This is a genomic window from Allomesorhizobium camelthorni, assembly GCF_011045125.1.
GTDB classification, from domain to species: domain Bacteria; phylum Pseudomonadota; class Alphaproteobacteria; order Rhizobiales; family Rhizobiaceae; genus Allomesorhizobium; species Allomesorhizobium camelthorni.
The window spans coordinates 13,758-38,169 of record NZ_JAAKZF010000004.1 but is presented as its reverse complement, the minus strand read 5'-3'; the positions used below and the strand labels follow the sequence as shown (position 1 = coordinate 38,169).

Below are 24,412 nucleotides of genomic sequence, written 5' to 3'. Positions count from 1 at the left end.
CGGCCGTTCGACGGCAGTTTCGCGCGAATCCTCAATAAGGGAAACGACGATGCTCGACCTGCTCGCTCCGCTGAACGGAGAGCCGCAAATCCTTCCCGCAAGAAAGTTCACCGGCAGGGTCGCCGGCCTCTATGTCGCGCCGGCCGATCATTTCGAGACGGTCGCGGCCGAGACGCTAAGGCTCGGTTTCGAGGGTATCGAAGGAGATATCCATGCCGGCTATACGCGCAGGTCCGGCGGGCGCGAGCCCTGGTATCAGCGCGGCACCGAAATGTGCAACGAGCGGCAACTGTCGATCGTTTCGCCGGACGAGCTTGCCACCGTCGCCCAGCGCATGGGGCTCGCCGAGATCAAGCCGGAATGGATAGGCGCCAACCTGCTTCTGGCCGGCGTGCCGCATCTGTCGATGCTGCCTTCGGGCACGATGCTGTTCTTCAAGGGCGGCGTGACACTGAAAGTGGATGCGCAGAATGGGCCGTGCCGGATCGCGGGCAGGCAGATCGCCGAGCGCGCGAACATGCCTGACATTGAAGCCGGTTCGCTCTTGTTTCCCAAGGCGGCGAAGCGGCTGCGCGGGCTGGTCGCCTGGGTCGAGAAGCCCGGCACGATCGTAGCCGGTGAAGAGGTTTCGGTGCGGGTGCCGGAGCAGTGGATTTATGGGGCCTGAAGCTCTCGTAAGGGCAGGGAGCCTCGAGGACGCACCATTTATGCCTCGTCTTCATCCGGATCGAGCAACCGCGTGGCGCGCCAGCGGGTGAGGACGGCGTTGGTCTGGTCGACGACGAAGAAGCGCGCCGAATCGCGGTCATAGCCCTCAGCGAGCAGCTTTTCGTAATCGGTATGCTCGTGGCGGATGTGGGCGATGGCCGCCAGCCACACGGCGATTGCGGGTGGCATCGTCTTCAAATGCCGGGCGCCGGCCTCGGCGCGGATCTTTTCGGTGTCGGCATAGGGCGCAAGCGGCAGCAGCGCCGTCAACGCCTTGGCGATCGCACGCTGGCGGCCCGTGGCCATGGCTATTCGCCGCTTTCGCGACGCGCGGTCGTAGCGTCGGGAAAAGCGTCGATCGATGCAAAATAGGGCTTTATGTCGATCACCGGCGTGCCGTCCAGCACATCGATGGCGTCGAGCGTCAGCAGGCCGGCCGCAACATCGAGCGCGAGCAGCTTCGCCACATGCACGCCGACAGGGTTCGGTCGGGCAGGAGAGCGCAGCGCGAAAACGCCTTTGGGTTCAGCAGCATGACGCGGCTTCTGAATAATCAGATTCCGCGGCGCATGATGGAACCAGGACAGGATGATCACGTGGCTCGCGCCGCCGAGCCCTTCGAGCCCCGGCCGGAAAGCCTGGCCGACCTCGACCGTGGCCGCCAGCCCGCGCTCGCGCGCGGCGGCCATGTTCTTCGGGCATTCGGCACGCGATTTCCAGGGCGAGCGGATGCGGCCGATGAACACGACATGGCCGTCCGGAGGCATTGCCGCCGGATCGGTGGCGAGGGAAATCTCGCCGTCGCGCTTTTCAAACATGCCGGCGTCTCCCGAAACGGTCGCGTCATTTTCTGGCCCGTCCGCGACATTGCCGTTGCCAGACGTCGATTTTTCACATAAAGATATGTTTATGTCTTTTTGGGTAAATCAACAATCATGCGCGTAACCCTGGACCTGATGGTTGATACATTGAAGGCGGCGGCCGAATCCAGCCGTTTGCGGATCCTCGCGTTGATTTCGCGCGGCGATCTCACCGTTTCGGACCTGACCGAAATTCTCAACCAGTCTCAGCCGCGTGTTTCGCGCCATCTCAAGCTCTTGCTCGAAGCGGGACTGATCGAGCGCTATCAAGAGGGTTCGTGGGCATTCTTCCGGTTGTCGGACGACGACGCGGCCCGCGATTTCGTGAACGGGCTGGTGTCGCGGGTGCATGATGGCGATCCGCAGATCGAGCGCGATCTGGAGCGGCTGGCCAGCGTCAAGCGCAAGCGCCAGGAGCGCGCCGCCTCCTATTTTAGCCGCAACGCCGCAAGTTGGGACCAGATACGGTCGCTGCACGCGCCGGACCGCGCCGTTGAGGCGGCGCTGCTGAAGCTCGTCGGGAAACGGCCTTTCCAGTCCATGCTTGATCTCGGCACCGGCACCGGCCGGCTGCTGGAGCTTTTCGCGCCGCTATACAAGCGCGGCGTCGGCATCGACATGTCGCGCGAAATGCTGACAGTCGCGCGCGCCAATCTGGACAGAGCGGGGGTGTCGAACGCACAGGTGCGGCAGGGCGACATCTTTGCGCCGCCGGTTGAGCGCGACGCTTTCGACCTGGTGACCATGCACCAGGTTCTGCACTATCTCGACGATCCGGCAACCGGCATCCGCGAAGCTGCGCGCCTGCTGCGGCCGTCGGGCAGGCTGGTCATCGTCGATTTCGCACCGCATGCGCTGGAATTCCTGCGCGAGGAGCATGCCCATATCAGGCTCGGCTTTTCCGATCGCCAGATCGCCGAATGGTTCGCCGAGGCCGGGCTCGATCTCGAGGAGACGCTGGATTTCGAGCCGCGCGCCGCGACCGAGGCGAAGCTTACCGTGAAGCTGTGGCTCGGGCGCGACCGCCGTATGCTGATTGCCGACCCGGCGCGAAACGCCGAGCAGAGGGAAACCGCCTGATGAACCAGTTCCGTTTTTCGCGCCGCCCCGACATCGGCGACAGGATCCGCGTCTCGTTCGAGTTCTTCCCTCCCAAGACCGACGAAATGGAGGCGCGGCTGTGGAACACGGTGACGCGGCTCGAGCCGCTGCAGCCGAAATTCGTCTCGGTGACCTATGGCGCCGGCGGCTCGACACGTGAGCGCACCGCCCGGACGGTCAAGCGTATCCTGACCGACACGAGCATTTCGGCGGCGGCTCACCTGACCTGCGTCGGCGCTTCGAGGGACGAGGTGAACACTGTTATCCGCGAATATGATGCGCTCGGGATCAAGCGCTTCGTCGCTTTGCGCGGCGACCCTGCATCCGGCGTCGGCCAGGCCTATACTCCCTATCCGGGAGGGTACGAGAACGGCGCGGAACTGGTGGCTGGGCTGCGCGCGATTTCGGATTTCGACATTTCCGTCGCCGCCTATCCCGAGAAGCATCCGGAAAGCCCGGATTTCGCGACCGACATCGAGATGCTGAAGCGCAAGGTCGACAATGGCGCGACGCGCGCGATCACCCAGTTCTTCTTCGACAACGATATTTACGAGCGCTATGTCGAGCGGGTGCGCCGGGCCGGCATCTATATTCCAATCGTGCCGGGCGTCCAGCCGGTTCACAATTTCCGGCAGGTGGCGAACTTCTCGTCAAGGGCTGGCGCGCATGTCCCGGCCTGGCTGGCGGAGCGCTTCGAGGGGCTGGATGACGATCCGCAGACGCATGCGTTGGTTGCCTCGGCGGTAGCGGCCGAGCAGGTAATGGATCTGGTCGAACGCGGGGTGAGCGATTTCCATTTCTATACGATGAACCGCGCCGACCTCGTCGTTGCGATCTGTCATATGATCGGCATCCGCGCTCATGACACGACAGCCGCGGCCGAAGGCTTCGCAGCGGCATGAACCAATAGAAAAAGGCCGGGCGATTGACCCGGCCTTTTCGCTATTCCTGCCAGACTGTGCTGGCCTCCTCCAAGCTTCGGTGGCTTAAGGAAGAACTCCCATGATCAGGGCGCCAATAAAGGCGAACGCAGCACAAATCATCAATGCGTTGATTGGCCGTGTAAGTCCCATGCGTAGCCTCCTTGTTAGAGCTGCAGCCGGAGTCTAGGGGACTTTAGGCAACAGGCAAGCGGAAAACGTGCTGCATTGCGGAAGAAATGTGGAAATTCCGACCTGCCGCGTCGCGTTAGTTCTTGAAAATATTCGCCTAAAATCGGCTTCACGGCCTGTGAACAAAAGTGCAAATCGCGTTACCGGCGCAGCAGCCTGCCGTCGATCGTGACCAGGCCGAATGCGATCAGCGCCATGCCAGCCATTTCGAAAAGATCAAGCCGTTCGCCGAGAAAGGCCGTGCCGAGCAGGATGGCGCTCGCCGGAACGATCAGCGTGACCAACGAGGCATTGGTGGCGCCGGCGGACGCAACGATGTTGAAATAGAGTATGTAGGCAAAGGCCGTGGAAACAAGCGCCAGCGCAAGCACCGCCGTCCATACAGGCGCGCTTGCATCGAACAAGCCCACTGTGCCGTGCATGACGAGCACGACGGGCAGCATCATGACCGTCGATGCGGTCAGTTGGCCGGTCGCAACCACGGCAGGCGGCACACCCTTGAAACGGCGGGCGACGATCAGCGCGAAGGCGTAGGAGAGCGAAGCGCCGACAAGCGCGAACTTGGCCCAGACCGGCCCGCCCAGGCCCGCGATCAGGCCCGGCCCGATCATCACCGCCGTGCCGGCGACGCCGAGCAGGATGCCGGCGACCTTGTTCCAGCTCAGCTTCTCGTCGCTGGTCAGCATGTTGGCGATGATCAGCGTCCAGAACGGCGTGGTGGCGTTGAGCACCGAAGCAAGACCCGCGCCGAGCACGGTCTGGCCGGCGAAGATCAGCGAGAAAGGGATGACGTTGTTCAAGAGCGCCAGCAGGAAGAAGCTGGAGGCATGGGGCAAAGCGAGCTTGAAGGATGGGCCTCGCGCCAGGAGATAGAGGTGCAGGGCGATGGCGGCGATGGCGACGCGGAACAGCACCAGTGTCAGCGGCGGGATTTCGGCGACAGCAATGCGGGCGAAGAAGAAAGAGCCGCCCCAGATCGCGCCCAGCAGGAAAAGCTGCGCCCAATCGCGAGCCGTCATGATTTTCTGAGCTGAAACCGGCGCTGTGACCGCTGTCATCGAAGCCTCTGAGAGAATGTTCGTGCAAGGCTTAGCGGCATTCGCTGGCGGCAGCCACCCGATTCCCGTTGGCACAGAATCGTTCCCTTTGCGGCGAACGTGTTCTAAGTAACGGCGATTGGTCGAGGAGCACCCGATGCAGCGATTCGAGAATGCGAAAGCGGCCGCTCTCGCCCTTCGTCCCGACGATCCGGTCTATTGCTTTCGCCCCGAGGTGCTGAAGGCCGACTGCCGGCAGTTCATGGACATGTTTCCGGGCAAAACCGCCTATGCCGTGAAGACCAATGGCGAGCATATGGTGCTGAAGACGCTGGTCGAGGCCGGCGTAATGGCATTCGATGTGGCATCGCCCGGCGAATTCGCCGCTGTCCGGGCCGTCTCGACCGACGCCGAGATGCTCTACATGCATCCGGTGAAAGCACAGTCCGACATTCGCCTGGCGCTGGAGAAATACAGCATAAGGGTGATCGCGGTCGACCATGAGGACGAGATCACCAAGCTGACGCGGGTGGTGCGGGCGCTCGACATCGATCCCGGCGCGATCACGGTGTTCGTGCGCATCCAGACCAAGGGTTCGGCGGCCTATGAGCTGTCGAAAAAATTCGGAGCTGGACCGGCATATGCGGTCGAGCTCGCCGAGCGGCTGAACCGCAACGGCTACAAGGTCGGGCTGTGCTTCCATGTCGGCAGCCAGATCCAGGATCCCGACACCTATGAGCGGGCCCTGGCTTCCGCCGACTGGGTGCGAAACCGCGTCAGCTTCGATATCGCCGGGCTCGACGTCGGCGGCGGCTTTCCCGCCGACTACGGCAGCGATCCCAACAGCAAGAAGCCGGAAATGCCGTCGATCGGCCAGATCATGTCAAGGCTGCGCGGCGATCTGAAAGAATACCAGTTCGACGAGATGCCGCTCGTCGCCGAGCCCGGCCGCGTCATCGTGGCGGGCGCGTTCTCGCTCATCGTGCGCGTCTTGCTGAGAAAAGGCCGCCGCATCTACATCAATGACGGCATCTGGGCGTCGCTGTCGGACAGCTGGACCGGCAAGCTGGCGCTGCCGGCCCGGTTCATCCCGGACCCGGCGATCCGCTCGCGCAATGGCTCGGAGCAGAACATCGTGCCATTCAAGGTGTGCGGCGCGACCTGCGATTCCGTCGACATATTGTCACGGCCGTTTTGGCTGCCCGAGACGATCGACACCGGCGACTGGATCGAGATCGGCCATATCGGCGCCTATTCGCTGTCGCTCAGGACGCGGTTCAACGGCTTCTATCCCGACACCTTCATCGAAGTCACGACGCCGTTCGAGGCGGGCGATGCACCGCAGGGCCTTGCCAGCATGGAGACCATGGCGGCGGAATGAACGAGTAGGGAGTAGGGCAGTAGGTGTGGCTTCGTTGGAAGCCCTTTACTCCACTGCTCCCTTACTCCCCTCTTCTTCCCCGACTGCCTCGCCTGCTTCATCCAGACCCGCCAGCAGAGCCGGCGTCGGCCAGCCATCGACCGGCAGGCCGAGGCGCATCTGCTCCTTGCGGACGGCCTCGCGGGTGTTGGTGCCGAGGATGCCGTCGATGCCGCCGACATCGTAGCCTTTCGCCTGGAGCCTGTGCTGCAGCTCCTTCATCTGGTCGCCGTCGAGCCCCGGCTCGGGGTTGCGCCTATCATAGGCCGGCGCGCCGGCAAGCCGGGCGGCGAGATTGGCGGCCGTCATCGTGTAGGTGATCGACTGGTTCCATTCGAGATAGACGTCGTAATTGTCATAGGTGAGGAAGGCCGGGCCCTTGTGGCCCATAGGCAGGACCAGTCCGGCCTTCAGCCCGTTGTCGGCGAGCGGCGCGCCGTCGCGTCGGGTCACGCCCCATGCAGCCCATTGCGACAGAGGCAGCTTGTTGGTGCGGCCGGTCTGTTCCCAAGGCATGGTTTCGGGCACGCGGACTTCCTCGATCCACGGCTCTCCGCGCTTCCAGCCGCGCGACAGGATCTTGTTGCCGGTCGTCATGATCACGTCGGGCGCGCTGTTGCGCAGGTCGACGAAGCCGTCGCCGTCGCCATCGACGCCGCGCGCCAGATAGTCGGAGGGCAGGATCTGGGTCTGGCCGACTTCCCCGGCCCAGGCGCCTTTGACGTTAGCGGGCAGGATGCCCTGGTCAATCAAGGTGAGCAGCGGCACCACCTGGGGGCGGAAAAGTTCGGGTCGCCGGCAGTCATGCGCGAGCGTCAGCAGCGCATTGACGGTGCCGAAATCGCCTTGGACTGCACCAAAATCCGTCTCCAGAGCCCAGAAAGCGGCGATGACAGGCCCCTGCACTCCGAATTCCTGTTCGGCGCGGGCGAAGACATCGGCATATTTCTTGAGATTGGCGGCGCCCTGCTGCAGCCGGTAGTCGGAGATCATGCGGGAGGAAAATTCGATGAAGTTCTGCGTGAAGACGCCCTGGGCGCGGTCGCGCTCCAGCACCTTCCGGTCAACGCTCGCCCGCTGCAGCGCCGCAAGGCCAGTGTCGCCGACGCCCGCAGCCCTGGCTTCGGTCGCGACAGCCGTGCGCCACGCATCGAAATCGCCGCCGCACTCCTGAGCAAGCGCAGGCGTTGCCGCCATGGCTGCCAGCAGCGCGAGCGCGGTCGTTCGCGATTTCATGATTCAATGCTCCAGTCTGATTTCCAGGCAGTCGTCTGCCCAAAAGTCGTGGCGAAAAACGGGCGAGGCCGACGTTTGATGCATGATCTTGCCTGAAAAGTCTGCAACTTTTCGCTAGGCGGACCTTCGGTTCGGGATCACGCCCTCAGTGCGTATTCGCCTTCAGCCACTTCTTCCAGGCGGAGGGGCTGCCGTTGAAGACGTTAATGTCAGCATTGCCCTTGATGCCGGGAACGACGCCGGTTCCCGTATATTGCCAGAATTCGAAGGGATGACCGCCGTAGCGGTCGCTCGGATGGCCGGCGACCGAGCGCAGCCAGTAGGGATAGCCAGTGAAGGAAGCGAGGCCGTTATCGTCGAAGAAGTCGATCGAGGTATAGATGATCGGCTTCTTGCCGTAGTGCTTTTCGACGATCTCGAGGAATGTCTTCATCTCGCTGCGCACGGTCGCAGCGGGCGGACGAAGCTTGCAAGTCGGCGATTGCGGGTTCCACTCCATGTCGAGCACCGGCGGCAAAGCCGAGCGGTCGCGGGGCACGTTGCGGATGAACCAGGCCGCTTGCTCCGCGGCGGGGCGACAGAAATAGTAGAAATGATAGGCGCTGCGCGGCACGCCGGCAGCTTTGGCGCCGCGCCAGTGCTCGGCAAAATAGTCGTCGATGCGGTCGCCGCCTTCCGTCGCCTTGATGAAGGCGAAGGATATGCCGCTGGCCTTGGCGGTGTGCCAGTCGACGGACGATTGGTATTTCGACACGTCGGTGCCGTGCACGGCATGGTTCCACGGCGTGCGGCCCTGCCAGTCGTGCGGGTCGCTGTCGTCGAAGCGTGGATAACCGACCGAAACCTCGGTGCTGGGGCCGGCGTCGGTGGCGACCGGCGCCAGATCGTCCATGGTCGTGCAGGCGGCAAGCAGCGCCAGCAGGATCAGAGCCGGAATTCGGCGCATCGCGTCTCCTGTTGGACGGGTTTAGCCCGCCCGGATATCTATCGAGTATGCGTGTCCCCCTTGGACGCGCAGCCGTGCAGCAGGGCCGCCACCTCGTGACAGGCCGGAATATTCCAGTCTTGGCTGATCATGGTTGACAATCTGTTGATCCCCGCTCGACAGGCCGCGAAATTTCCATGAGGAATTGCGGCGGAACGATGGCGACGACGTGGAGGCGGAATGCGAATTGGGCGGAAGATCGCAAAATGGCTGGCTGGATTGGCTGTTGCCGCGCTGATCGGGCTGGCGGCGTGGCTCTATTTCGCGCCGCCGGCGATGATCCGGGTTGCGGCGGGTTATTCCGCGAAAATCGTCTGCTCCAACGTATTCATTGCCGGACGCGATGCCGCCGATGTGCTGCAGGCCGATGTGCAAGCGCCGGGGCATCCGATACTGAAGCTGATCAATGTTGTTGTTGACGAAAGCGCCGGAACGGTTTCGGCGGGACTGTTCGGCCTGTTCGGAAAGGGCCTGGCGGTCGACCGAACCGGCTTCGGCTGCGCGGCGGTTCCGGACGGCGACCTGGCTTCCGCTCAAGTGACCGACATCGCGATGCCGTCGCTGCCCGAGCTTTCGGATGAGATATGGCCCGAGGGCAACCGGGTCCTGCCGTCGCAGGATCCCGGGATTGCGGCGGTTCTCGACGACCTGGCGATGACCGGGCCAGGCATGCGCGCCGTGGTGGTGGTGCGGGACGGCCGCATTGTCGGCGAGCGCTACGGTGACGGATTTTCGGCCGACACGCCCTTGCTCGGCTGGTCGATCACCAAGAGCGTGACTGCCGCGATCATCGGTACGCTGGTGAAGGAAGGCCGGATGGACGTGGACCGGCGAGGGCTGTTCGAGGGCTGGGCTGACGATGGGCGGGCCGAGATCAGTGTCGCCGACCTGATGGCGATGTCGAGCGGGCTCGAATTCAACGAGGATTACGGCGACGTGACCGACGTGACGCGCATGCTCTACCTCGAACCCGACATGGCGGGCTTCGCGGCGGCAAAGCCGCTGGTCCGGCCGGTAGGGACGACCTTCAGCTATTCGAGCGGAACTACGGTGCTGCTGTCGCGGCTGTGGCAGGACGCGGTGGGCGACCCGGACCAGGCGCTGGTCTGGCCTCGGGAGGCGCTGTTCGGCCCGCTCGGGATGGCCAGCGCGGTGATGGAAACCGATGCGCGCGGCACCTTCGCAGGCTCGTCCTACATGTATGCGACGGCGCGCGACTGGGCGCGGTTCGGGCAGTTCCTTGCTCAGGACGGCGTCTGGAACGGGGAAGAACTCCTGCCGCCGGATTTCGTGGCATGGATGCGGGAGCCTGCGCCGGCCTCGAAGGGCGAATATGGACGCGGGCAGGTCTGGCTGCATGGGCCGCTAGCCGGAACGCCCGAGGGGCAGGATCCGGATGCCGGCTTCGACCTGCCGGACGACATTTTCTGGCTGCTCGGCCATGACGGCCAGTCGGTCGCGGTTGTGCCTTCGAAGGGGCTGGTGGTGGTTCGGCTCGGGCTGACGCCGTCGAAGCTCGGCTACAAGCCGCAGGTGCTGGTTGAGGCGCTGGCGAAGGGGGCGGAGTAGGGCGTTTTCAACTTGCCCGCGTTACGACGGCACGCACCGCATAGCCGCGATAAAGCGTTTCGACGGAAAGGCTTGCGCCGGTCCGCTGGCATTCCGATTCCAGCACTTCACGTAGAGAATCACGCGGCGCGACGTGGAACTTTGCCAGCCAGGCGCGCAGGCCCGAGCGGAACCAGTGCGGCAGGCCGTCCTGCTGGCCGAAATCGACGATGTGTAGCGAACCGCCCGGCGCTAGCGCGGCGAGTGCTGTCGGGATGGTTTTCTCCCAGCCCGGAATCATAGACAGCGCATAGGAGATGAAGATTCGGTCGAATGCCGGTTGGCCGAAAAGGACGTTCGCGTCGAACGCGGTGGCGTCGCCCTTCGCAAGCGCCGTGCGGCCGGAAAGGCCGTAGCGCGCGACCGCCGCCGAGGCCGTTTCCAGCATCGCGTGCGAAATGTCGATGCCGAAGAAGCGGGCATCGGGATAGCGCCGCGCCGCCTGGATCAGATTGCGGCCGGTGCCGCAGCCGAGTTCCAGCACGGTCCCGCCCGGCGGGACGCCGAGCCCTTCGATCAGCCGGTCGCGGCCAAGCAGATAGTATTTGCGGGTAAGGTCGTAGACATGGCGCTGATGGCGATAGACGCCGTCCATCAGCGCGGCATGGGCGCTTTCGCCCGCGCTCATCAGGACTTCTTCACATAGAGGTGGAAGCCGCCATAAATGGCGGAACGATCACGGGCGGAGAGTTCTCGCGACGTCTCGGCCTCGTAGCTCCATTGGTCGAGCAGCGTGTCGGAGACGCGGCCGGGCAGCAGGCTGGGCTCGGCCGCCGTGCGGAAGATGACGCGTGCGCCGGGCGCCGCCGTGCGGGTGATCTCGGTCCAGAGTTCGTTGAGCTGCCGGTCGCTCATCCAGTCCTGCGCGTCGAGCAGCACGAAGCGGTCGACCTGGCCCGCACCCTTGGCGGCGAGCAGTTCAGTGAAATTCGCGTGGTGGATTGAGACGCGATAGAGATTGCGCCGGATCGTGGCGTAGTTCGCCGCGTCGAGATAGGCCGGCAGGGCAGCCTCGCCGGGCGCGGGATAGCGGCGGGCGAAGGCCTGCCAGGCGAAGTAATTGTCCTTCAGCGGGAAATCGCAGGCGAGCTTTTCGAGCCGGGCCGAGAGTACGCTGGCCATCGTGCCGTCGCCGGAGGTGATCAGCGAATCATACTGCGCCGGCGGAATGCCGAGGCCGAACAGCGAGGCCTTGCGCGAGGTGGCCCATCGAAGGAGCGGGCGGCGGAAAATTGGAGCCAGGCGCCTTTCGAAATAGGCGCGCTGATCGTCCAGCGTTCCGGCCGTCATGATCTCCTTGACGTCGACACCGTAGAGCCGCGCCACGCGATGGCCGGCGGCGATGAACAGGCCGAGCAGGCCGCGCTGGTAAAAATTGCGTTCGAAGGCTGCGATGCGGCGCTTGCCGCGCCAGTTGCGCTTCTCCCAATAGTCCCGGCTGGCCCGGTCGAGATGCGGAGCGATGAAGCGGTCATAGGCCGCGGAATTGTGGCGGTTGCCGGCCTCGCCGAAGAAGCGGAACAAATCGGCCTGGGATGGCAGGTGGCGAACCGCGGCGAGTTTCATGCGGTTCAGCGCGATGTGGGCGGTGTTCAGGTCGACCGCGTCAATCCGCGCCGGCGAACGTGTCAGGTAGGCGAGGACGTTGCAGCCGCCCGACGCGATGGTGACGATGCGGTGGCCCTCGGTGAGCGCCATGGCCTCCATGTCGATCTCTGGATCTTCCCAGATCTGCGGATAAACCAGGCCGGAGAAAAGGAGCGTGAACAGGCGCTCCGACAGGCCTGCCTTGGAGAGCGCGCCGTTCTGGTAGACCGCATCGCGGATCGGCCGCTTGCGGCGCGTTGCAAGTTCGGCGGAAAGGTCGGTCATGCCCGCGGCTCCCTCATTGTGAGATCGTGTCCCGGCTAAGCCATGGCGATGACGCGCGGATGACATGCCGATGACGGGAGAATGACGGTTGCGGGTTTGGCGCTTTTGGCAGCCGGAGACGCAGCAATCATACGGCTTGACAAAACAAGTTTGTTATATAACAATTATGTTATGAATGGACTGACGCAAATGCTCGACCTCGACTCCGCATTCTCCGCTCTCGCTGATCCGACAAGGCGGGCGATTCTTGCACGCCTGGCGCTCGGCGAGGCCACTGTGATGGAGTTGGCGGAGCCGTTCGAGATGACCCAGCCCGCCGTCTCACGCCACCTGAAGGTGCTGGAGGGGGCAGGGCTCATCCTACGCCGCGTGGAGGGTACGAAGCGCCCGTGCCGCCTGGCGCCGCAGGCGATCACCGAAATCGACCGGTGGCTCGACTGGCTGCGGGAAGCGATGGCGCGCAATTACGACCGGCTGGACGGCGTTCTGGCCGAAATGGAAAACGAGGAAGGAAAGGACAGATCATGAGCAAGCTGACGCTGAAGACCGAGGGCGATACCCACGTCATCGTCACAAGGCGCTTTGCGGCCAAACCGGAAACCGTGTTCCGCGCCCATACCGAGCCGAAGCTGATCCAGAAATGGATGCTGGGTCCCGAGGGCTGGACGATGCCTGTCTGCATCAGCGAGGCGAAGCCGGGCGGGAAGATCCGCTATGAGTGGGCCGAAGGCGACAAGCCGGGGTTTTATCTCACCGGCGAATATCTTGAAGTCGAGCCGTATAGCCGAATCGTTCACGTCGAGCGTATGCACATGCCCGACCCGACACCCGACAACCATGTCGAAACGCGCTTCGAGGCGGACGGCTCCGGCACGCTGATGACCATGCGCATGACATTGCCTGATGCCGAGACGCGGAAAGCCATGCTTGACACCGGCATGGATCAGGGCATGGAGGCGAGCTACCAGCGGCTGGAGGAACTGGCGGAGAAGGGGCAACTGGCGGCGTGAGGCCAGGGGCTTGCTCCCATCTCTCGCGCCGGGCATCCTTCCCTTCAATCAGGAGGTTCCATGACCCGGCGCGACTTCGATCCTGCGACCGTCACCCCGGACGGTCGCCCGCCTGCCAAGGCCAAGCTTTTCGACGGCACACGCGACGGTCCTTATCGCGGCTCAATCAACGGCGAGGCCTTGGCAACGCAGATCACAGTGCTCACCTATGGTAACGACGAGCCGGGGAGTGGCCCCGTGCTGCATGTCCACCCTTATGACGAGGTTTTCGTGATCCAGCAGGGCCGCGCGCGGTTCTTCGTCGGCGACCAAACAATCGATGCGGAGGCCGGCGAAACGGTGCTAGGGCCTGCGGGGTTGCCGCACCGGTTCGTCAATCTGGGCCCCGGACGCCTCCAGACGCTCGACATTCACCTGTCGCCACGCTGGATCCAGACCAACCTCGAATAGGAAGCGCGGCGTTTCAGTCGCGCCCAAATGCTCCCGGCGTCGGTGTTGTCACGATCACTGCCTCGCCGGGTTCCAGAACGGTCTGATCGCAGGCTTTCAGGGTCTGGACAGAACCGTCATTGCGGCGGATTTCGGTCTTGCCGACTTGGCCGTCACTACCGCCTTCGAGCCCACGCGGCGGATGGGAACGGTGCGAGGAAAGGATCGCGCATTCCATTCTCTCGAGGAAGCGGATGGTGCGGCGCGTACCGTCGCCGGCGTTCCATTTGCCCTTGCCGCCGGAATTTTCACGGATGTGGAAATCTTCGAGCAACACTGGAAAGCGAAGTTCGAGGATTTCGGGGTCGGTGAGGCGCGAATTGGTCATATGGGTGTGGACGCCCGATGTGCCGTGAAAGCCGCGGCCATCGTTCATCCGGCCTGCGGGAGAACCTGAGCAGATCGTCTCATAATATTGATATTGCTTGTTGCCGTAGGTCAGATTGTTCATCGTCCCTTGCGCGTTGGCGAGCGCGCCCATGGCGCCGAAGATTGCATTGGTGACGTGCTGTGACGTCTCGACATTGCCGGCGACCACCGCCGCCGGATAGCTCGGCCGCAGCATGCAGCCTTCGGGGATGATGATATTGATCGGCCGCAAGCAGCCGGCATTCATCGGTATCATGTCTTCGACCATGACGCGGAAGGCGTAAAGCACCGCTGCGCGGGCGACCGGCTCCGGGGCGTTGAAATTGTTCTTCATCACCGGCGAGGTGCCGGTAAAGTCGACTGTCGCCTCGCGCTTTTTGCGGTCGACGGTGATCCTGACTTTGATGACCTGCCCGGTGTCGGTCGGATATTCGTATTCGGAATTGTCCGGCAGGCGCTCCAGCACGCGGCGCACGCTCTCTGCGGCGTTGTCCTGGACATGGCCCATATAGGCTTCGACCACGTCCAGCCCGAAATGTGCGACCATCTTGCGGAGCTCGGCGACGCCCTTCTCGTTGGCGGCGATCTGCGCCTTGAGGTCGGCGATGTTCTGGTGCGGGTTTCTTGCAGGCCAGGGGTGGTCGGTGAGGAGCGCGTGCAGCGCCTCCTCGCGAAAGCGGCCGCGCTCGACGAGGCGGAAATTGTCGATCAGAACGCCTTCCTCGTCGACCGTGGTGGCGAGCGGCGTCATCGAGCCGGGCGCCGTGCCGCCGATATCAGCATGGTGGCCGCGCGAGGCGGCGTAGAAGAGGATTTCCTTGCCGCCGTCGTCGAAAACCGGAGTGACGACCGTAATGTCGGGAAGGTGCGTGCCGCCATTGTAGGGCGCGTTCAGGGCGAACACGTCGCCCGGATGGATGTCGCCCTCGTTGAGGCGGATGATGGTCTCGACCGAGCGGTCCATTGAGCCGAGATGCACGGGCATGTGCGGAGCGTTGGCGACCAGCGCGCCGTTGCGGTCGAAAACAGCGCAGGAGAAATCGAGCCGCTCCTTGATGTTGACCGAATAGGCGGTGTTCTGCAGCGTCACGCCCATCTGCTCGGCGATCGACATGAAGAGGTTGTTGAAGACCTCCAGCATGACCGGGTCGGCCTCGGTGCCGAGCGCCGCCTGCCGACGCTTCTTCTCCACGCGCCGCATCAGCACGTGATCCTTTTGGGTGATCTCCGCCTGCCAGCCCTGCTCGACGACGATGGTCTGATGGCTCTCGATGATCAGCGCCGGCCCGGAAACCTTGTGGCCGGGCTTCATCGTCTCGCGGCGGAAGATTCCGGCGTCGCGCCACGCGCCGTCGCTGAACAGTTTTCGGGTCTCGCCGCGGTGGGCCGCACCTGAGGTCAGCGGGAGGTCGCTTTCGCTGCGGCCGCGCATGCGCCCGTCCGCGCCTTCGACATCGACTGTCTCGACGATCATCGGCTTGTTTTCATAGACGAAGCCGAACTGCGCCTTGTGCGCCGTCTCGAAGTCGATGCGCGCCTGATCGAGCGAGCGCGCCGCGAAGCCGACGGGCAGGGCGGTGTCGGTACCGTCGTACCGGATATGCAAGACCGGGCGCAGCGCCGCAGCTTCGGCAGGCACGCCCTGGCCGGCCAGTTCGCCGCGCACGCCGTCGCTCAGCGCATCGATGAGTTCGTCGATTGCCGGAAGGGAATCGTCGGCGAGCGGCTTCAGTAGCGCTTGCTGGCGCGAAGCGAACACGCCCGAAAGGCCGATGCCATACGCAGAAAGGAGGCCGGAGAAGGGGTGGATCAGCACCGATTCCATGCCGAGCGCGTCGGCCACCAGGCAGGCATGCTGGCCGCCGGCGCCGCCGAAGCAGTTGAGCAGGTACTCGGTGACGTCGTAGCCGCGCTGGACCGAGATCTTCTTGATGGCGTTGGCCATGTTCTCGACCGCTATGGTGACAAAGCCTTCGGCCACGGCTTCGGGGCTGCGGCCGTCGCCGATCTCGGCGGCGAGCGCCTCGAACTTCTGCTTCACGACAGCCGTATCCAGCGGCTGGTCCTGGGCCGGGCCGAAGATCGCCGGGAAGAAATCGGGCTGGAGCTTTCCCAGCATCACATTGGCGTCGGTGACGGCGAGCGGACCGCCGCGGCGATAGCAGGCGGGGCCGGGATTGGCGCCGGCGGAGTCCGGGCCGGCGCGGAAGCGGCCCGCCTCGAAATGCAGGATGGAACCGCCGCCGGCCGCAACGGTGTGGATGCGCATCATCGGAGCGCGGATGCGCACGCCGGCAACTTCGGTGTCGAAAGCGCGCTCGTACTCACCATCGAAGTGGGCGACGTCGGTCGAGGTGCCGCCCATGTCGAAACCGATGACCTTTTCGAATCCGGCGAGCTTTGCCGTCTCGACCATGCCGACAACGCCGCCGGCCGGCCCGGACAGGATGGCGTCCTTGCCCTGGAACATGTCTGCGGCGGTGAGGCCGCCGGACGACATCATGAACATCAGGCGAGGTGAGGAGGACGAGGGGGACGCCGCGCCGATCCCCAACTCTCCCGCGACACGGCTGACATAGCGCGACAGGATCGGCGACAGATACGCATCGACCACCGTAGTGTCGCCGCGGCCGACGAGCTTGACCAGGGGCGAGACCTCGTGGCTGACCGAGACCTGGCCGAAGCCGAGCTTGCGGCAAGTCTTCGCGATGGCGCGCTCGTGTTCGGGAAACTTCCAGGCGTGCATAAAAACGATCGCGACGGCGTCGATCCCATCGTTTTTCGCCTGTTCGATCAAGGGTTTGACCGCAGTGATGTCCAACAATTTGTGCACAATGCCATCGGCGCCCACGCGCTCGTCGACTTCGATAACTTTTTCATACAGTTGCTCAGGAAGAATGATCTCCTTGGCGAAAATATCGGGGCGGGCCTGGTAGGCGATCCTGAGCGCATCGCGAAACCCCTTGGTGATGAGCAGGAGAACGCGATCGCCTTTGCGCTCCAGTAGGGCGTTGGTGGCGACGGTTGTGCCCATCTTCACGTCGCCGATCAGGTGCGAAGGCATCGGTTCGCCGGACCTTACCCCAAGCAGATCGCGAATGCCCTGGATCGCGGCATCTTTGTAAGCTTCTGGATTTTCCGACAGGAGTTTGCGCGGATGCAAAGCGCCATCGGGACTGCGGCCGATAATGTCGGTGAAGGTACCGCCCCGGTCGATCCAGAAGTCCCATTTTTTCATCACAACTCTCCAGGCCGGCGGCAAATCAAGCGCCGCCATATAATTGGGTCTCGGCCGATGCCGCAACGATGCCACATGTCGTTGCTATCGTTTTGCTGCACGTCGCTTGCTGACGGATTGTTACTCGATGACAGCAGACGTGACGCAACCCGATGGCGCCGAATGCATTAAAAGCGCGACCGGGGGTAATCACGAGGAGACTGTAATGAAGAAATTGATTTTGGCTTCCGCTTCCGCGATCGCTCTTTTCGGCATCGCGGCATGCAGCGACACGGCCGACAATACAACGACACAGAGCACGCCGCCTGCCGAGACTACGCAGCCGGCAACGCCGCCGCCTGCTGAGGCCACCCCGCCTGCCGACACCACGCAGCCGGCGCCCGCCCAGTAAGGGCGACCAATCTCGAAAAGGCCGGGTTCGCCCGGCCTTTTTGCTGTATGGCGATCGCCGTAGGACCGGAACCGAATGGTTCATCCGAACTGCTCATCGCCCATGAGTAATCATTGGCCCACCCATCGCGGCAAATCACTTGGTCCACCAGATCGGCAAGCGTCTGTAGCTCGCAGCCGCGGCGTATTGCTTCTCGCCAATCCGTCAAGTCATGGTTTAAGAAGCGGCATGTCGATTTGGGACCGCATTGGCGAATTCGTCGCGCGCGTAACCTCCACCGCCGCGACGGGCGTCGCGGACGTGGTGGAAGCGGTGCGCACCATTTTCGAAGGCGACGCGGAACTGCGACGACGCGTCTCCTTCTCGATAGCCATGATCGCGCTTTCGGCGAAAATGGCAAAGGCGGACGGCATCGTCACGCAGGACGAAATCCGCGCCTTCCAGCAGATCTTTTCGGTGCCGCCCAAGGAGACGCGCAACGTTGCGAGGCTCTACGACCTGGCGCAGGCCGACGTCGCCGGCTTCGAGGCCTACGCCGAACGGATGGCCGGGCTGTGCGGGTCGGGCCGGCCGAACTGCGCCATGCTGGAGGATGTGATCGACGGCCTGTTCCACATAGCGAAGGCCGACGGCCTGCTGCACGAGCGCGAGGGGCTGTACCTTCACCGCGTGGCGCAGATATTCAAGATCAGTGAAGAGCACTATCAGAGCATTCTGGCAAGGCATCTCGATCTCGGCGAGGCCGATCCCTACACGGTGCTCGGAATAGAGCGCGGCAGGCCGTTCGACGAAGTGCGCAAGCATTATCGCAAGCTCGTCGCACACAACCATCCCGACAAGCTGATCGCGCGCGGGCTCCCGGAGGAGTTCATCGCCATCGCCACCACCCGTATCGCCGCGATCAACGCCGCCTACGAGATGATCGAACGGGGATTTCGGCATCTATGAGCGGATTTGCGCCCGATCATTCCGGCGCGGAGGTGCGGGTTTCGCCTAATTTCGGACCACGCCCGAACGGGATACGACCCGATATGATCGTGCTGCACTATACCGGCATGGAGACTGGAGCGGCGGCGGAGTCCAGGCTCTGCGATCCGGCAAGCGAAGTGTCATCGCACTACCTTGTGCATGAGGATGGCCGCATCGTGCAGATGGTGCGCGAAAGCGACCGCGCATGGCATGCGGGGAAGAGCTCCTGGCGCGGGATTACGGACATAAACTCGCGGTCGGTCGGGATCGAGATCGTCAATCCGGGGCACGAGTTCGGCTATTCGGATTTCCCGAAGGCCCAGATACTTGCGGTGATCGAGCTTTGCCGCGGCATTGCCCATCGGCATGGCGCGAGGCCCGAGATGATACTTGGCCATTCGGATGTGGCGCCTGGTCGCAAGGTCGATCCTGGCGAAAAATTCCCATGGCGGCTTCTGGCGCGCCATGGGATCGGCCATTTCGTGGAGCCGGCTCGATTGCGCGGTGCCGCGACATCGAGCCTGAGCGACAGCGGCGCAGCCGTCGAGGAATTGCAATCGATGCTGGCGCTCTATGGCTACGGCGTGGAAATCACAGGATTTTTCGATCGCCAGACCGAAATCGCCGTGGCTGCGTTCCAGCGCCATTTTCGGCCAAGGCAAGTCGACGGCGTCGCTGACCGCGCGACGGTCGCGACCTTGCGCCGCCTGCTCGCTTCGCTGCCGCCCAGTCTTGTCTGAAGACCTGCCAATATGGCCAAAGTCACGTTCTGTAACACAATGTGATTTCCTCTGCCTTTTTAGGTGCCCATTCGATCGTCAAGGCATTTCGGTGCAGATGACGAAGCTGTTCCGAAAAACAGCGTCATTGAGGTTTGGGCTGCCGTGTGAAGATCTTTCACGCGGCTCTACATAGAATTAGGATAACATGAAAAAACTGACCGTTTTAGCGGCAGCATTTGCTGCCGGCCTGACGAGCTTTGCCGCAAATTCAGCGCCATATCCGAGCCATAGCCTGAGGGGCGAGGGTGCCGAAAGCGCTCCGGCAGCAAAGGCGCAGGACAAAAGCGCGGCCGGGGATGCGAAGCAGCAGCAAAAAACCACCGCCAGGACCGAAACGGGGCAGACGGAGACCAGGCAGCCAAAGAGGGCAAATACCAAGGCCGAGATCGTGAAGACGCCGCTGTTCATAGTCAGGGATGCGGCGGGCGAGAACAAGCCGGCGGTGGAAAAAAATCAACCGAAGAGCAAGCGCGTTGCCGAAAAGAGCGCGCAGAAGAAGCGGGTAGTTGAAAAGGCTGAACCGAAGAAAAAGCAGGTAGCCAAAAAGGCCGAGCCGAAGCGGACGCGGGTCGCGAGCAAGAGCGCGTCAAAAGCAAAGCAGGCAGCCGATAAGGGGACGCCGAAAACCAAGCAGGTTGCTGAAAAGAGCACACCGAAGAAAAAGCAGGTCGCTGAAAGGAGCGCTCCGAAGGCCGAGAAAGTCGTAGAAAAGATCACGCCCAAGGCCGAGAAGGTTGGGGAAAAGGGCACGTCGAAGCCCCAGGACGGTGGCGACAGGCAGGTAGCCGTAAGGGAATCGGTGGCGCTGGATCTGGTCGAAACCGCCTCGATCGGCAGCAAGGGCGCAAAGACGATGAAGGGCGCCGGCGGCCAGTACAGCGCGATCATCGCGCAATATGCGGCTTCCTACGGCGTGCCCGTATCGTTGGCCCACGCCGTCATTCAGGTCGAAAGCAATTACCGGCCGGACGCTCGCGGCAGCGCCGGCGAGATAGGCCTGATGCAGATCAAGCCAGCGACCGCCCGCATGATGGGCTATAGCGGCAGTACGCAGGGCCTGTTTCATCCAGAAACGAACATCAAGTTCGGGATGAAGTATCTCGCCAAGGCGCATAAGCTCGGTGGTGGAACCACTTGTGGCACGATCCTGAAATACAATGCCGGCCACGCCGCCAAGCGCATGAATCCCGTGTCGTCGGCCTATTGCGTCAAGGTCAAGCGCTTCCTCGGCGTCTGACACAAGCAGCAAGCCAGAAAAGTCCGTTCTCGGAACACGTTTCGCGGAACGGGCTTTTTGTTTGCTTTTTGGCGCGCGAATGCCTTTATACGCACTGCCAGCCGGCCGGGCGGCCGCACCAGCAAATGCCGAAAGGCTGCGGGTGAGGAAAGTCCGGGCTCCATGGATACACGGTGCCGGATAATGACCGGCGGGGGCGACCCCAGGGAAAGTGCCACAGAAAGCAAACCGCCACGTTTACGTGGCAAGGGTGAAAGGGTGGGGTAAGAGCCCACCGCGCGACTGGCAACAGGAGCGGCACGGTAAACCCCACCGGGAGCAAGACCGAATAGGGATGGTACGAGGGAAACCTCAGGGCTGTTTCCGGCCCCGCCATCCGGGTAGGTTGCGTGAGGCGCATGGCGACATGCGCCCAAGACGAATGGCCGCCACGTTTTCGCGCCGCGAGGCGCGAAGGCCATACAGAACCCGGCTTACAGGCCGGCTGGCATTTTTCCAGTCAACGCTCGAGATCGGCAATCATCATAGCAACGATCGGACGCAATCCTGGGAGCTTTTCGGTGGCGATCAGCCAAAGCTGCTCAAGATCGTACGAGCGGTTTTTTCGTCGCGGCCATTACAGGATACGAATCGCTTCGCGCTCGACATCAGCGCGAATGTACTTCGAGAGGCCTTCCCGGGTGCCATACTGAATATCCGCATCCGGCAGAGCTTCTTTCAGCAAGTCATATGCGGCCATGAACTCTTCGAATCCAAATTTCTTTCCGGGCGTCTTGTCGATGAACACATCGACGTCGGAGTCGGGGCGCGCTTCATCTCTGGCATAAGAGCCGAAAAGGTAAAGCGCCTCGACACCCAGCGGCTTGAGCTTTGGCTCAACCAATCGAAGGCGATGTATGATCTCTGCGCGGTGCATAGCGATATTCTAACGCGTTTCACCGAACGCGTCATGTGGCGAGACACCAGGCGCAGCGCTCTCAACGGATCCCAAATTATGCGGCCAGCCGATCCAGCGCGGCCTTGATCGCCGACCAGAGTTCCTCCGCCGGTTCGCAGCCGATGGCGAGGCGTACGAAGCCTGGGCCGACCGCGTCACCTCTGCAGGCGCGGCGTTCGGCCGATGTGTGCATGCCGCCGAACGAGGTCGCCGGCTGGATCAGTTCGCAGCCAGCGATGAAATCGTCAGCCTGTTCGGCAGACGCCAGCGAGAAGCTGATCAGAAAGCCGAAACGCTGCATCTGGATGCGTGCGAGATTGTGCGAAGGGTCGCCCTCCAGTCCGGGGAAGCGCAGCCCGTGAACGGCCGGATGGTCTTTCAGCCGGCGCGCGATCAGCTCGGCCGAACCGCACATGCGATCGAACCGCACTTCCAGCGTCTCCAGCCCGCGATGGACAAGCCAGGCATCGAACGGGCTCGGTATACTGCCTGAAGTCTCGCGCCAGTCCATGACCGCCGTGACCATGTCGGCGTCGCGGCTGGCGACATGCCCGAACAAAGCGTCGGAGTGGCCGTTCGGCGCCTTCGTGTCCGCGGCGACGACGATATCGGCTCCGAGGTCAAGCGGACGCTGGCCATAGGGGGTCATGGTGGTGTTGTCGACGGCGAGGATTCCGCCCGCCGCATGGACTGCGTGGGCGACCGCCGCGATGTCGCAGATATCGAGCACCGGATTGGAAGGGCTCTCGACGAAGACCAGGCTATATCCTGCAAAACCGCCGTCCAGAAAGGACGCGGTCGGCCTGACATCGACGCCGATGCCAAGCTTTCCAAGGAAGCGATCGGCGAGGCCGCGCGTTGTGTGATAGCCGTCCGATGGCAGGAGGACGCGATCTCCTGCCTTCAGCAAGCCGAAGAATATCGAGGCGATTGCCGCCATGCCGGAGGGGAAGGCGACGCAAGGCGCATCTTCCAAATGGGCAAGCACCTTTTCAACCGCGTCCCATGTCGGGTTGGAAAAGCGGCCATACTGGTTGTAGCCGATCGCATCGCCGGGCGAGTGATAAGTCGCCGCCATGGTGAGCGGCAACGGAACCGGATCGCCTAGCGAATATCCGCTGCGGCGCAGGTGAATGAGGCGCGCGGCGCGCGCTTGTGCATTGTCGGTCATGTTGTTGTTCTTTCGCGGGGATGCCGGTCTGCAAGGCTATGCCGGAGGCGGGCGCCGGGCAAGGCGGAAGGCAGCGCCGAGCGAATTCTAAACGGTTCGTTAGCCTTAATGGACGATAAAGTTGGGGAAGCTGCCAAAGCCGAGTTTACGGGCCGGCGCAGACGAGTTGTGAAGCCTGTTCCCGTTGACGCCCATATTGCCCCATGATATCCCATCTCGACAATCAAGTCTTTGTTCCGGTTCCGGTGAAAGCGTTCGTCAGACATGCAGTCGGGGCGGCTGCGTGGGGCGATTTTTCAGCCCGTGGAGCGCAATATATTTTCGCAGAAGGGCCGCGCGACGATGGCGCGGACGCAGCAATGAAAAGGGGCGCGGCGGCGGAAGCGGCTGTATCGAGTGATGGACCGGTTTCTGTCAAATGCAGTGAACAGGATCGACGCCAAGGGGCGGGTGTCCGTGCCGGCGCATTTCCGTTCCGTGGTGCAGAAGCGCGGCTATTCCGAACTCTACGCCCTTCGCGCGCTCGACATTCCAGCCATGGATGTTGGCGGCCTCGACCTGCTCGACCGCTACGAGCAGCGGATCGCGCAGGAAGATCCCTTCCTGCAGGCGGCGGACGACATGTCCTTCTTCTGTCATGGCGACGGAACGTTTCTGAAACTCGACCAGGATGGCCGCATCACGGTGCCGGACTTCATCCGCGAACACACCGGTATTTCGGCGGAAGTGGCCTTCGTCGGCCGCGGCAATTTCTTCCAGATATGGGAGCCGGGCCGGCTGGCGGCCTATGGCGCGGAAGCGCGCGCGCGGCTTTTGAAGCTGCGGCAGGGTTTGGGGGCGAAAGCCTCCGGGAGTGCGGAATGAGCGCGGGCCACGGCGGGGACGAACCGGCGGTTGGCGGACCGGCTCGTCATATTCCTGTGCTCCTGAACGAGGTGCTGGCGGCGCTGGAACCGAAGCCCGGCGAACTGATCGTCGACGGCACGTTCGGCGCAGGCGGCTATACCAAAGCGGTCCTGGAGGCCGGCGCATCCGTCGTGGGGATCGACCGCGATCCCGACGCGATCGCCGCCGGGCGCGCGATGGAGCAGGCATCGGGTGGACGCCTGACGCTGGTCCAGGCGCCGTTCTCGCATCTCGACGAGCATGCGCAGAATGCGGACGGCGTCGTGCTCGACATCGGCGTCTCCTCCATGCAGCTCGACCAGGCCGAACGCGGCTTCTCGTTCCGCCATGACGGCCCGCTCGACATGCGCATGGCGCAGGAGGGCCTGAGCGCGGCTGATGTAGTCAACCGCTTCAAGGCGGGCGACCTGGCTCGCATCTTCGGCTTTCTGGGCGAGGAGCGGCATGCAGGCCGCATTGGTCGGATGATCGAGAAGCGGCGGGCGGTGCGCCCCTTCGAGCGCACGCGCGACCTCGCCGAAGCGATCGCCGACCATGTCGGGCGCAATCCCAAGGACAAGATCCATCCGGCGACCAGGGTGTTCCAGGCGCTGCGCATCTTCGTCAACGACGAACTCGGCGAACTCGCCGCAGCACTCTTCGCGGCCGAGCGCGCGCTAAAACCGGGCGGCCGGCTGGTGGTCGTCACCTTCCATTCGCTGGAAGACCGCATCGTCAAGCGCTTCATCGCAGACCGCTCGGGCCATGCGGCCGGTTCGCGCTATCTGCCCGAGACGCAAGAGAGGGCGCCGACATTCCGGAAGCTGGGCGGCGCCGTCGCGCCGACGGAGGCCGAAACCGAGGCAAATCCGCGCGCCCGTTCCGCCAAGCTGCGGGCAGCCGTGCGGACGCAAGCGCCGTCGCGCGCCGCCGATTTTTCGATCTTCGGCCTGCCGAAGCTTCCCGAAATACGCCAGTCCGGAGAAAGGTAGATC

At 63.2% G+C, this 24,412-nt stretch carries 23 protein-coding genes, 1 other RNA gene and 1 pseudogene; 15 read left to right on the top strand and 10 right to left on the bottom strand.

Annotated elements, in window-relative coordinates; genetic code table 11:
- Positions 1 to 49: 49 nt before the first annotated feature.
- A complete protein-coding gene (locus tag G6N73_RS05510; protein WP_165024490.1) occupies positions 50 to 667 on the top strand; it encodes an MOSC domain-containing protein in 618 nt (205 codons plus the stop codon).
- A 38-nt stretch (positions 668 to 705) separates the two neighbouring features.
- Here G6N73_RS05510 and G6N73_RS05505 read toward each other — a convergent pair whose 3' ends face one another.
- Positions 706 to 1,020 carry a DUF2293 domain-containing protein gene (locus G6N73_RS05505; protein ID WP_165024854.1) on the bottom strand — a complete coding sequence of 105 codons (315 nt, stop codon included), beginning with the start codon at positions 1,018 to 1,020 and terminating at the stop codon, positions 706 to 708.
- Complete coding sequence (tsaA, locus tag G6N73_RS05500) at positions 1,017 to 1,526, bottom strand: tRNA (N6-threonylcarbamoyladenosine(37)-N6)-methyltransferase TrmO (RefSeq protein ID WP_165024487.1); 510 nt, start codon at positions 1,524 to 1,526, stop codon at positions 1,017 to 1,019. Before tsaA ends, G6N73_RS05505 begins: the two co-directional genes overlap by 4 nt.
- 117 nt (positions 1,527 to 1,643) lie before the next feature.
- On the opposite strand from tsaA, the gene G6N73_RS05495 reads away from it, so the two are divergent.
- On the top strand, positions 1,644 to 2,648 hold the full coding sequence (locus tag G6N73_RS05495) for an ArsR/SmtB family transcription factor (protein ID WP_165024484.1): 1,005 nt from the start codon (positions 1,644 to 1,646) through the stop codon (positions 2,646 to 2,648).
- A complete protein-coding gene (gene metF / locus G6N73_RS05490; protein ID WP_165024482.1) occupies positions 2,648 to 3,571 on the top strand; it encodes a methylenetetrahydrofolate reductase [NAD(P)H] in 924 nt (307 codons plus the stop codon). The genes G6N73_RS05495 and metF overlap by 1 nt, the downstream gene beginning before the upstream one ends.
- 350 nt (positions 3,572 to 3,921) lie before the next feature.
- Here metF and G6N73_RS05485 read toward each other — a convergent pair whose 3' ends face one another.
- Complete coding sequence (locus G6N73_RS05485; RefSeq protein ID WP_246251673.1) at positions 3,922 to 4,839, bottom strand: DMT family transporter; 918 nt, start codon at positions 4,837 to 4,839, stop codon at positions 3,922 to 3,924.
- 136 nt (positions 4,840 to 4,975) lie between these two features.
- Here G6N73_RS05485 and G6N73_RS05480 point away from each other — a divergent pair, with 136 nt between their 5' ends.
- Entirely contained in the window at positions 4,976 to 6,199 is a 1,224-nt protein-coding gene (locus G6N73_RS05480; protein WP_165024479.1) for an alanine racemase, read from the top strand.
- Positions 6,200 to 6,244: 45 nt separating this feature from the next.
- Here the strand turns inward: G6N73_RS05480 and G6N73_RS05475 are convergent, their stop codons facing one another.
- On the bottom strand, positions 6,245 to 7,474 hold the full coding sequence (locus tag G6N73_RS05475; protein WP_165024477.1) for a lytic murein transglycosylase: 1,230 nt from the start codon (positions 7,472 to 7,474) through the stop codon (positions 6,245 to 6,247).
- A 145-nt stretch (positions 7,475 to 7,619) separates the two neighbouring features.
- Positions 7,620 to 8,420, bottom strand: a complete 801-nt coding sequence (locus G6N73_RS05470; protein WP_165024474.1) for a glycoside hydrolase family 25 protein — start codon at positions 8,418 to 8,420, stop codon at positions 7,620 to 7,622.
- 219 nt (positions 8,421 to 8,639) lie between these two features.
- Between G6N73_RS05470 and G6N73_RS05465 the strand changes: the two genes are divergently transcribed.
- Complete coding sequence (locus tag G6N73_RS05465; protein WP_165024472.1) at positions 8,640 to 10,028, top strand: serine hydrolase domain-containing protein; 1,389 nt, start codon at positions 8,640 to 8,642, stop codon at positions 10,026 to 10,028.
- 7 nt (positions 10,029 to 10,035) lie between these two features.
- Here the strand turns inward: G6N73_RS05465 and G6N73_RS05460 are convergent, their stop codons facing one another.
- Positions 10,036 to 10,695: a class I SAM-dependent methyltransferase gene (locus G6N73_RS05460; RefSeq protein WP_165024469.1), complete on the bottom strand. Its 660-nt coding sequence runs from the start codon at positions 10,693 to 10,695 to the stop codon at positions 10,036 to 10,038.
- Positions 10,695 to 11,939, bottom strand: coding sequence for a BtaA family protein (locus tag G6N73_RS05455; protein ID WP_165024467.1), 1,245 nt, complete (start codon positions 11,937 to 11,939; stop codon positions 10,695 to 10,697). The genes G6N73_RS05460 and G6N73_RS05455 overlap by 1 nt, the downstream gene beginning before the upstream one ends.
- 189 nt (positions 11,940 to 12,128) lie before the next feature.
- On the opposite strand from G6N73_RS05455, the gene G6N73_RS05450 reads away from it, so the two are divergent.
- The 3 genes from G6N73_RS05450 to G6N73_RS05440 are packed head-to-tail and all read left to right on the top strand — an operon-like array spanning position 12,129 to position 13,399.
- Positions 12,129 to 12,467 carry an ArsR/SmtB family transcription factor gene (locus tag G6N73_RS05450; protein WP_165024464.1) on the top strand — a complete coding sequence of 113 codons (339 nt, stop codon included), beginning with the start codon at positions 12,129 to 12,131 and terminating at the stop codon, positions 12,465 to 12,467.
- Complete coding sequence (locus G6N73_RS05445) at positions 12,464 to 12,949, top strand: SRPBCC domain-containing protein (RefSeq protein ID WP_165024462.1); 486 nt, start codon at positions 12,464 to 12,466, stop codon at positions 12,947 to 12,949. Before G6N73_RS05450 ends, G6N73_RS05445 begins: the two co-directional genes overlap by 4 nt.
- Positions 12,950 to 13,009: 60 nt before the next feature.
- Positions 13,010 to 13,399 carry a cupin domain-containing protein gene (locus G6N73_RS05440; RefSeq protein WP_165024459.1) on the top strand — a complete coding sequence of 130 codons (390 nt, stop codon included), beginning with the start codon at positions 13,010 to 13,012 and terminating at the stop codon, positions 13,397 to 13,399.
- A gap of 13 nt (positions 13,400 to 13,412) precedes the next feature.
- Here G6N73_RS05440 and G6N73_RS05435 read toward each other — a convergent pair whose 3' ends face one another.
- Positions 13,413 to 17,048: a hydantoinase B/oxoprolinase family protein gene (locus G6N73_RS05435; protein WP_165024848.1), complete on the bottom strand. Its 3,636-nt coding sequence runs from the start codon at positions 17,046 to 17,048 to the stop codon at positions 13,413 to 13,415.
- A gap of 202 nt (positions 17,049 to 17,250) precedes the next feature.
- On the opposite strand from G6N73_RS05435, the gene G6N73_RS05430 reads away from it, so the two are divergent.
- The 5 genes and pseudogenes from G6N73_RS05430 (at position 17,251) to rnpB (ending at position 20,916) form a co-directional block, all read left to right on the top strand.
- Entirely contained in the window at positions 17,251 to 17,436 is a 186-nt protein-coding gene (locus tag G6N73_RS05430) for a hypothetical protein (RefSeq protein ID WP_165024457.1), read from the top strand.
- Between the two features lie 228 nt (positions 17,437 to 17,664).
- Entirely contained in the window at positions 17,665 to 18,384 is a 720-nt protein-coding gene (locus G6N73_RS05425; protein ID WP_165024454.1) for a J domain-containing protein, read from the top strand.
- The gene (locus tag G6N73_RS05420; RefSeq protein WP_165024452.1) at positions 18,381 to 19,145 is read left to right on the top strand and encodes an N-acetylmuramoyl-L-alanine amidase; all 765 of its coding nucleotides are present in this window, start codon (positions 18,381 to 18,383) and stop codon (positions 19,143 to 19,145) included. The genes G6N73_RS05425 and G6N73_RS05420 overlap by 4 nt, the downstream gene beginning before the upstream one ends.
- An 871-nt stretch (positions 19,146 to 20,016) precedes the next feature.
- Positions 20,017 to 20,424, top strand: a pseudogene (locus G6N73_RS36710) (lytic transglycosylase domain-containing protein); the annotation flags it as partial.
- Positions 20,425 to 20,521: 97 nt separating this feature from the next.
- An RNA gene (rnpB, locus tag G6N73_RS05410) (RNase P RNA component class A) lies at positions 20,522 to 20,916 on the top strand.
- Positions 20,917 to 21,040: 124 nt separating this feature from the next.
- Here rnpB and G6N73_RS05405 read toward each other — a convergent pair.
- Positions 21,041 to 21,340, bottom strand: coding sequence for a nucleotidyltransferase family protein (locus G6N73_RS05405; protein ID WP_165024448.1), 300 nt, complete (start codon positions 21,338 to 21,340; stop codon positions 21,041 to 21,043).
- 76 nt (positions 21,341 to 21,416) lie between these two features.
- Positions 21,417 to 22,532: a cystathionine gamma-lyase gene (locus tag G6N73_RS05400; protein WP_165024445.1), complete on the bottom strand. Its 1,116-nt coding sequence runs from the start codon at positions 22,530 to 22,532 to the stop codon at positions 21,417 to 21,419.
- 399 nt (positions 22,533 to 22,931) lie between these two features.
- On the opposite strand from G6N73_RS05400, the gene mraZ reads away from it, so the two are divergent.
- Positions 22,932 to 23,396, top strand: a complete 465-nt coding sequence (gene mraZ / locus G6N73_RS05395) for a division/cell wall cluster transcriptional repressor MraZ (RefSeq protein ID WP_165024443.1) — start codon at positions 22,932 to 22,934, stop codon at positions 23,394 to 23,396.
- Complete coding sequence (gene rsmH, locus G6N73_RS05390) at positions 23,393 to 24,409, top strand: 16S rRNA (cytosine(1402)-N(4))-methyltransferase RsmH (protein ID WP_165024440.1); 1,017 nt, start codon at positions 23,393 to 23,395, stop codon at positions 24,407 to 24,409. Before mraZ ends, rsmH begins: the two co-directional genes overlap by 4 nt.
- Positions 24,410 to 24,412: the final 3 nt, after the last annotated feature.

What these genes read in the sequence shown, in the direction of transcription:
- G6N73_RS05510 (WP_165024490.1), top strand. Translation starts at nt 50, where the DNA reads ATGCTCGACCTGCTCGCTCCGCTGAACGGAGAGCCGCAAATCCTTCCC.
- tsaA (WP_165024487.1), bottom strand. Translation starts at nt 1,526, where the DNA reads ATGTTTGAAAAGCGCGACGGCGAGATTTCCCTCGCCACCGATCCGGCG.
- G6N73_RS05495 (WP_165024484.1), top strand. Translation starts at nt 1,644, where the DNA reads ATGCGCGTAACCCTGGACCTGATGGTTGATACATTGAAGGCGGCGGCC.
- metF (WP_165024482.1), top strand. Translation starts at nt 2,648, where the DNA reads ATGAACCAGTTCCGTTTTTCGCGCCGCCCCGACATCGGCGACAGGATC.
- G6N73_RS05485 (WP_246251673.1), bottom strand. Translation starts at nt 4,839, where the DNA reads ATGACAGCGGTCACAGCGCCGGTTTCAGCTCAGAAAATCATGACGGCT.
- G6N73_RS05480 (WP_165024479.1), top strand. Translation starts at nt 4,976, where the DNA reads ATGCAGCGATTCGAGAATGCGAAAGCGGCCGCTCTCGCCCTTCGTCCC.
- G6N73_RS05475 (WP_165024477.1), bottom strand. Translation starts at nt 7,474, where the DNA reads ATGAAATCGCGAACGACCGCGCTCGCGCTGCTGGCAGCCATGGCGGCA.
- G6N73_RS05470 (WP_165024474.1), bottom strand. Translation starts at nt 8,420, where the DNA reads ATGCGCCGAATTCCGGCTCTGATCCTGCTGGCGCTGCTTGCCGCCTGC.
- G6N73_RS05465 (WP_165024472.1), top strand. Translation starts at nt 8,640, where the DNA reads ATGCGAATTGGGCGGAAGATCGCAAAATGGCTGGCTGGATTGGCTGTT.
- G6N73_RS05460 (WP_165024469.1), bottom strand. Translation starts at nt 10,695, where the DNA reads ATGAGCGCGGGCGAAAGCGCCCATGCCGCGCTGATGGACGGCGTCTAT.
- G6N73_RS05455 (WP_165024467.1), bottom strand. Translation starts at nt 11,939, where the DNA reads ATGACCGACCTTTCCGCCGAACTTGCAACGCGCCGCAAGCGGCCGATC.
- G6N73_RS05450 (WP_165024464.1), top strand. Translation starts at nt 12,129, where the DNA reads ATGCTCGACCTCGACTCCGCATTCTCCGCTCTCGCTGATCCGACAAGG.
- G6N73_RS05445 (WP_165024462.1), top strand. Translation starts at nt 12,464, where the DNA reads ATGAGCAAGCTGACGCTGAAGACCGAGGGCGATACCCACGTCATCGTC.
- G6N73_RS05440 (WP_165024459.1), top strand. Translation starts at nt 13,010, where the DNA reads ATGACCCGGCGCGACTTCGATCCTGCGACCGTCACCCCGGACGGTCGC.
- G6N73_RS05430 (WP_165024457.1), top strand. Translation starts at nt 17,251, where the DNA reads ATGAAGAAATTGATTTTGGCTTCCGCTTCCGCGATCGCTCTTTTCGGC.
- G6N73_RS05425 (WP_165024454.1), top strand. Translation starts at nt 17,665, where the DNA reads ATGTCGATTTGGGACCGCATTGGCGAATTCGTCGCGCGCGTAACCTCC.
- G6N73_RS05420 (WP_165024452.1), top strand. Translation starts at nt 18,381, where the DNA reads ATGAGCGGATTTGCGCCCGATCATTCCGGCGCGGAGGTGCGGGTTTCG.
- G6N73_RS05405 (WP_165024448.1), bottom strand. Translation starts at nt 21,340, where the DNA reads ATGCACCGCGCAGAGATCATACATCGCCTTCGATTGGTTGAGCCAAAG.
- G6N73_RS05400 (WP_165024445.1), bottom strand. Translation starts at nt 22,532, where the DNA reads ATGACCGACAATGCACAAGCGCGCGCCGCGCGCCTCATTCACCTGCGC.
- mraZ (WP_165024443.1), top strand. Translation starts at nt 22,932, where the DNA reads ATGGACCGGTTTCTGTCAAATGCAGTGAACAGGATCGACGCCAAGGGG.
- rsmH (WP_165024440.1), top strand. Translation starts at nt 23,393, where the DNA reads ATGAGCGCGGGCCACGGCGGGGACGAACCGGCGGTTGGCGGACCGGCT.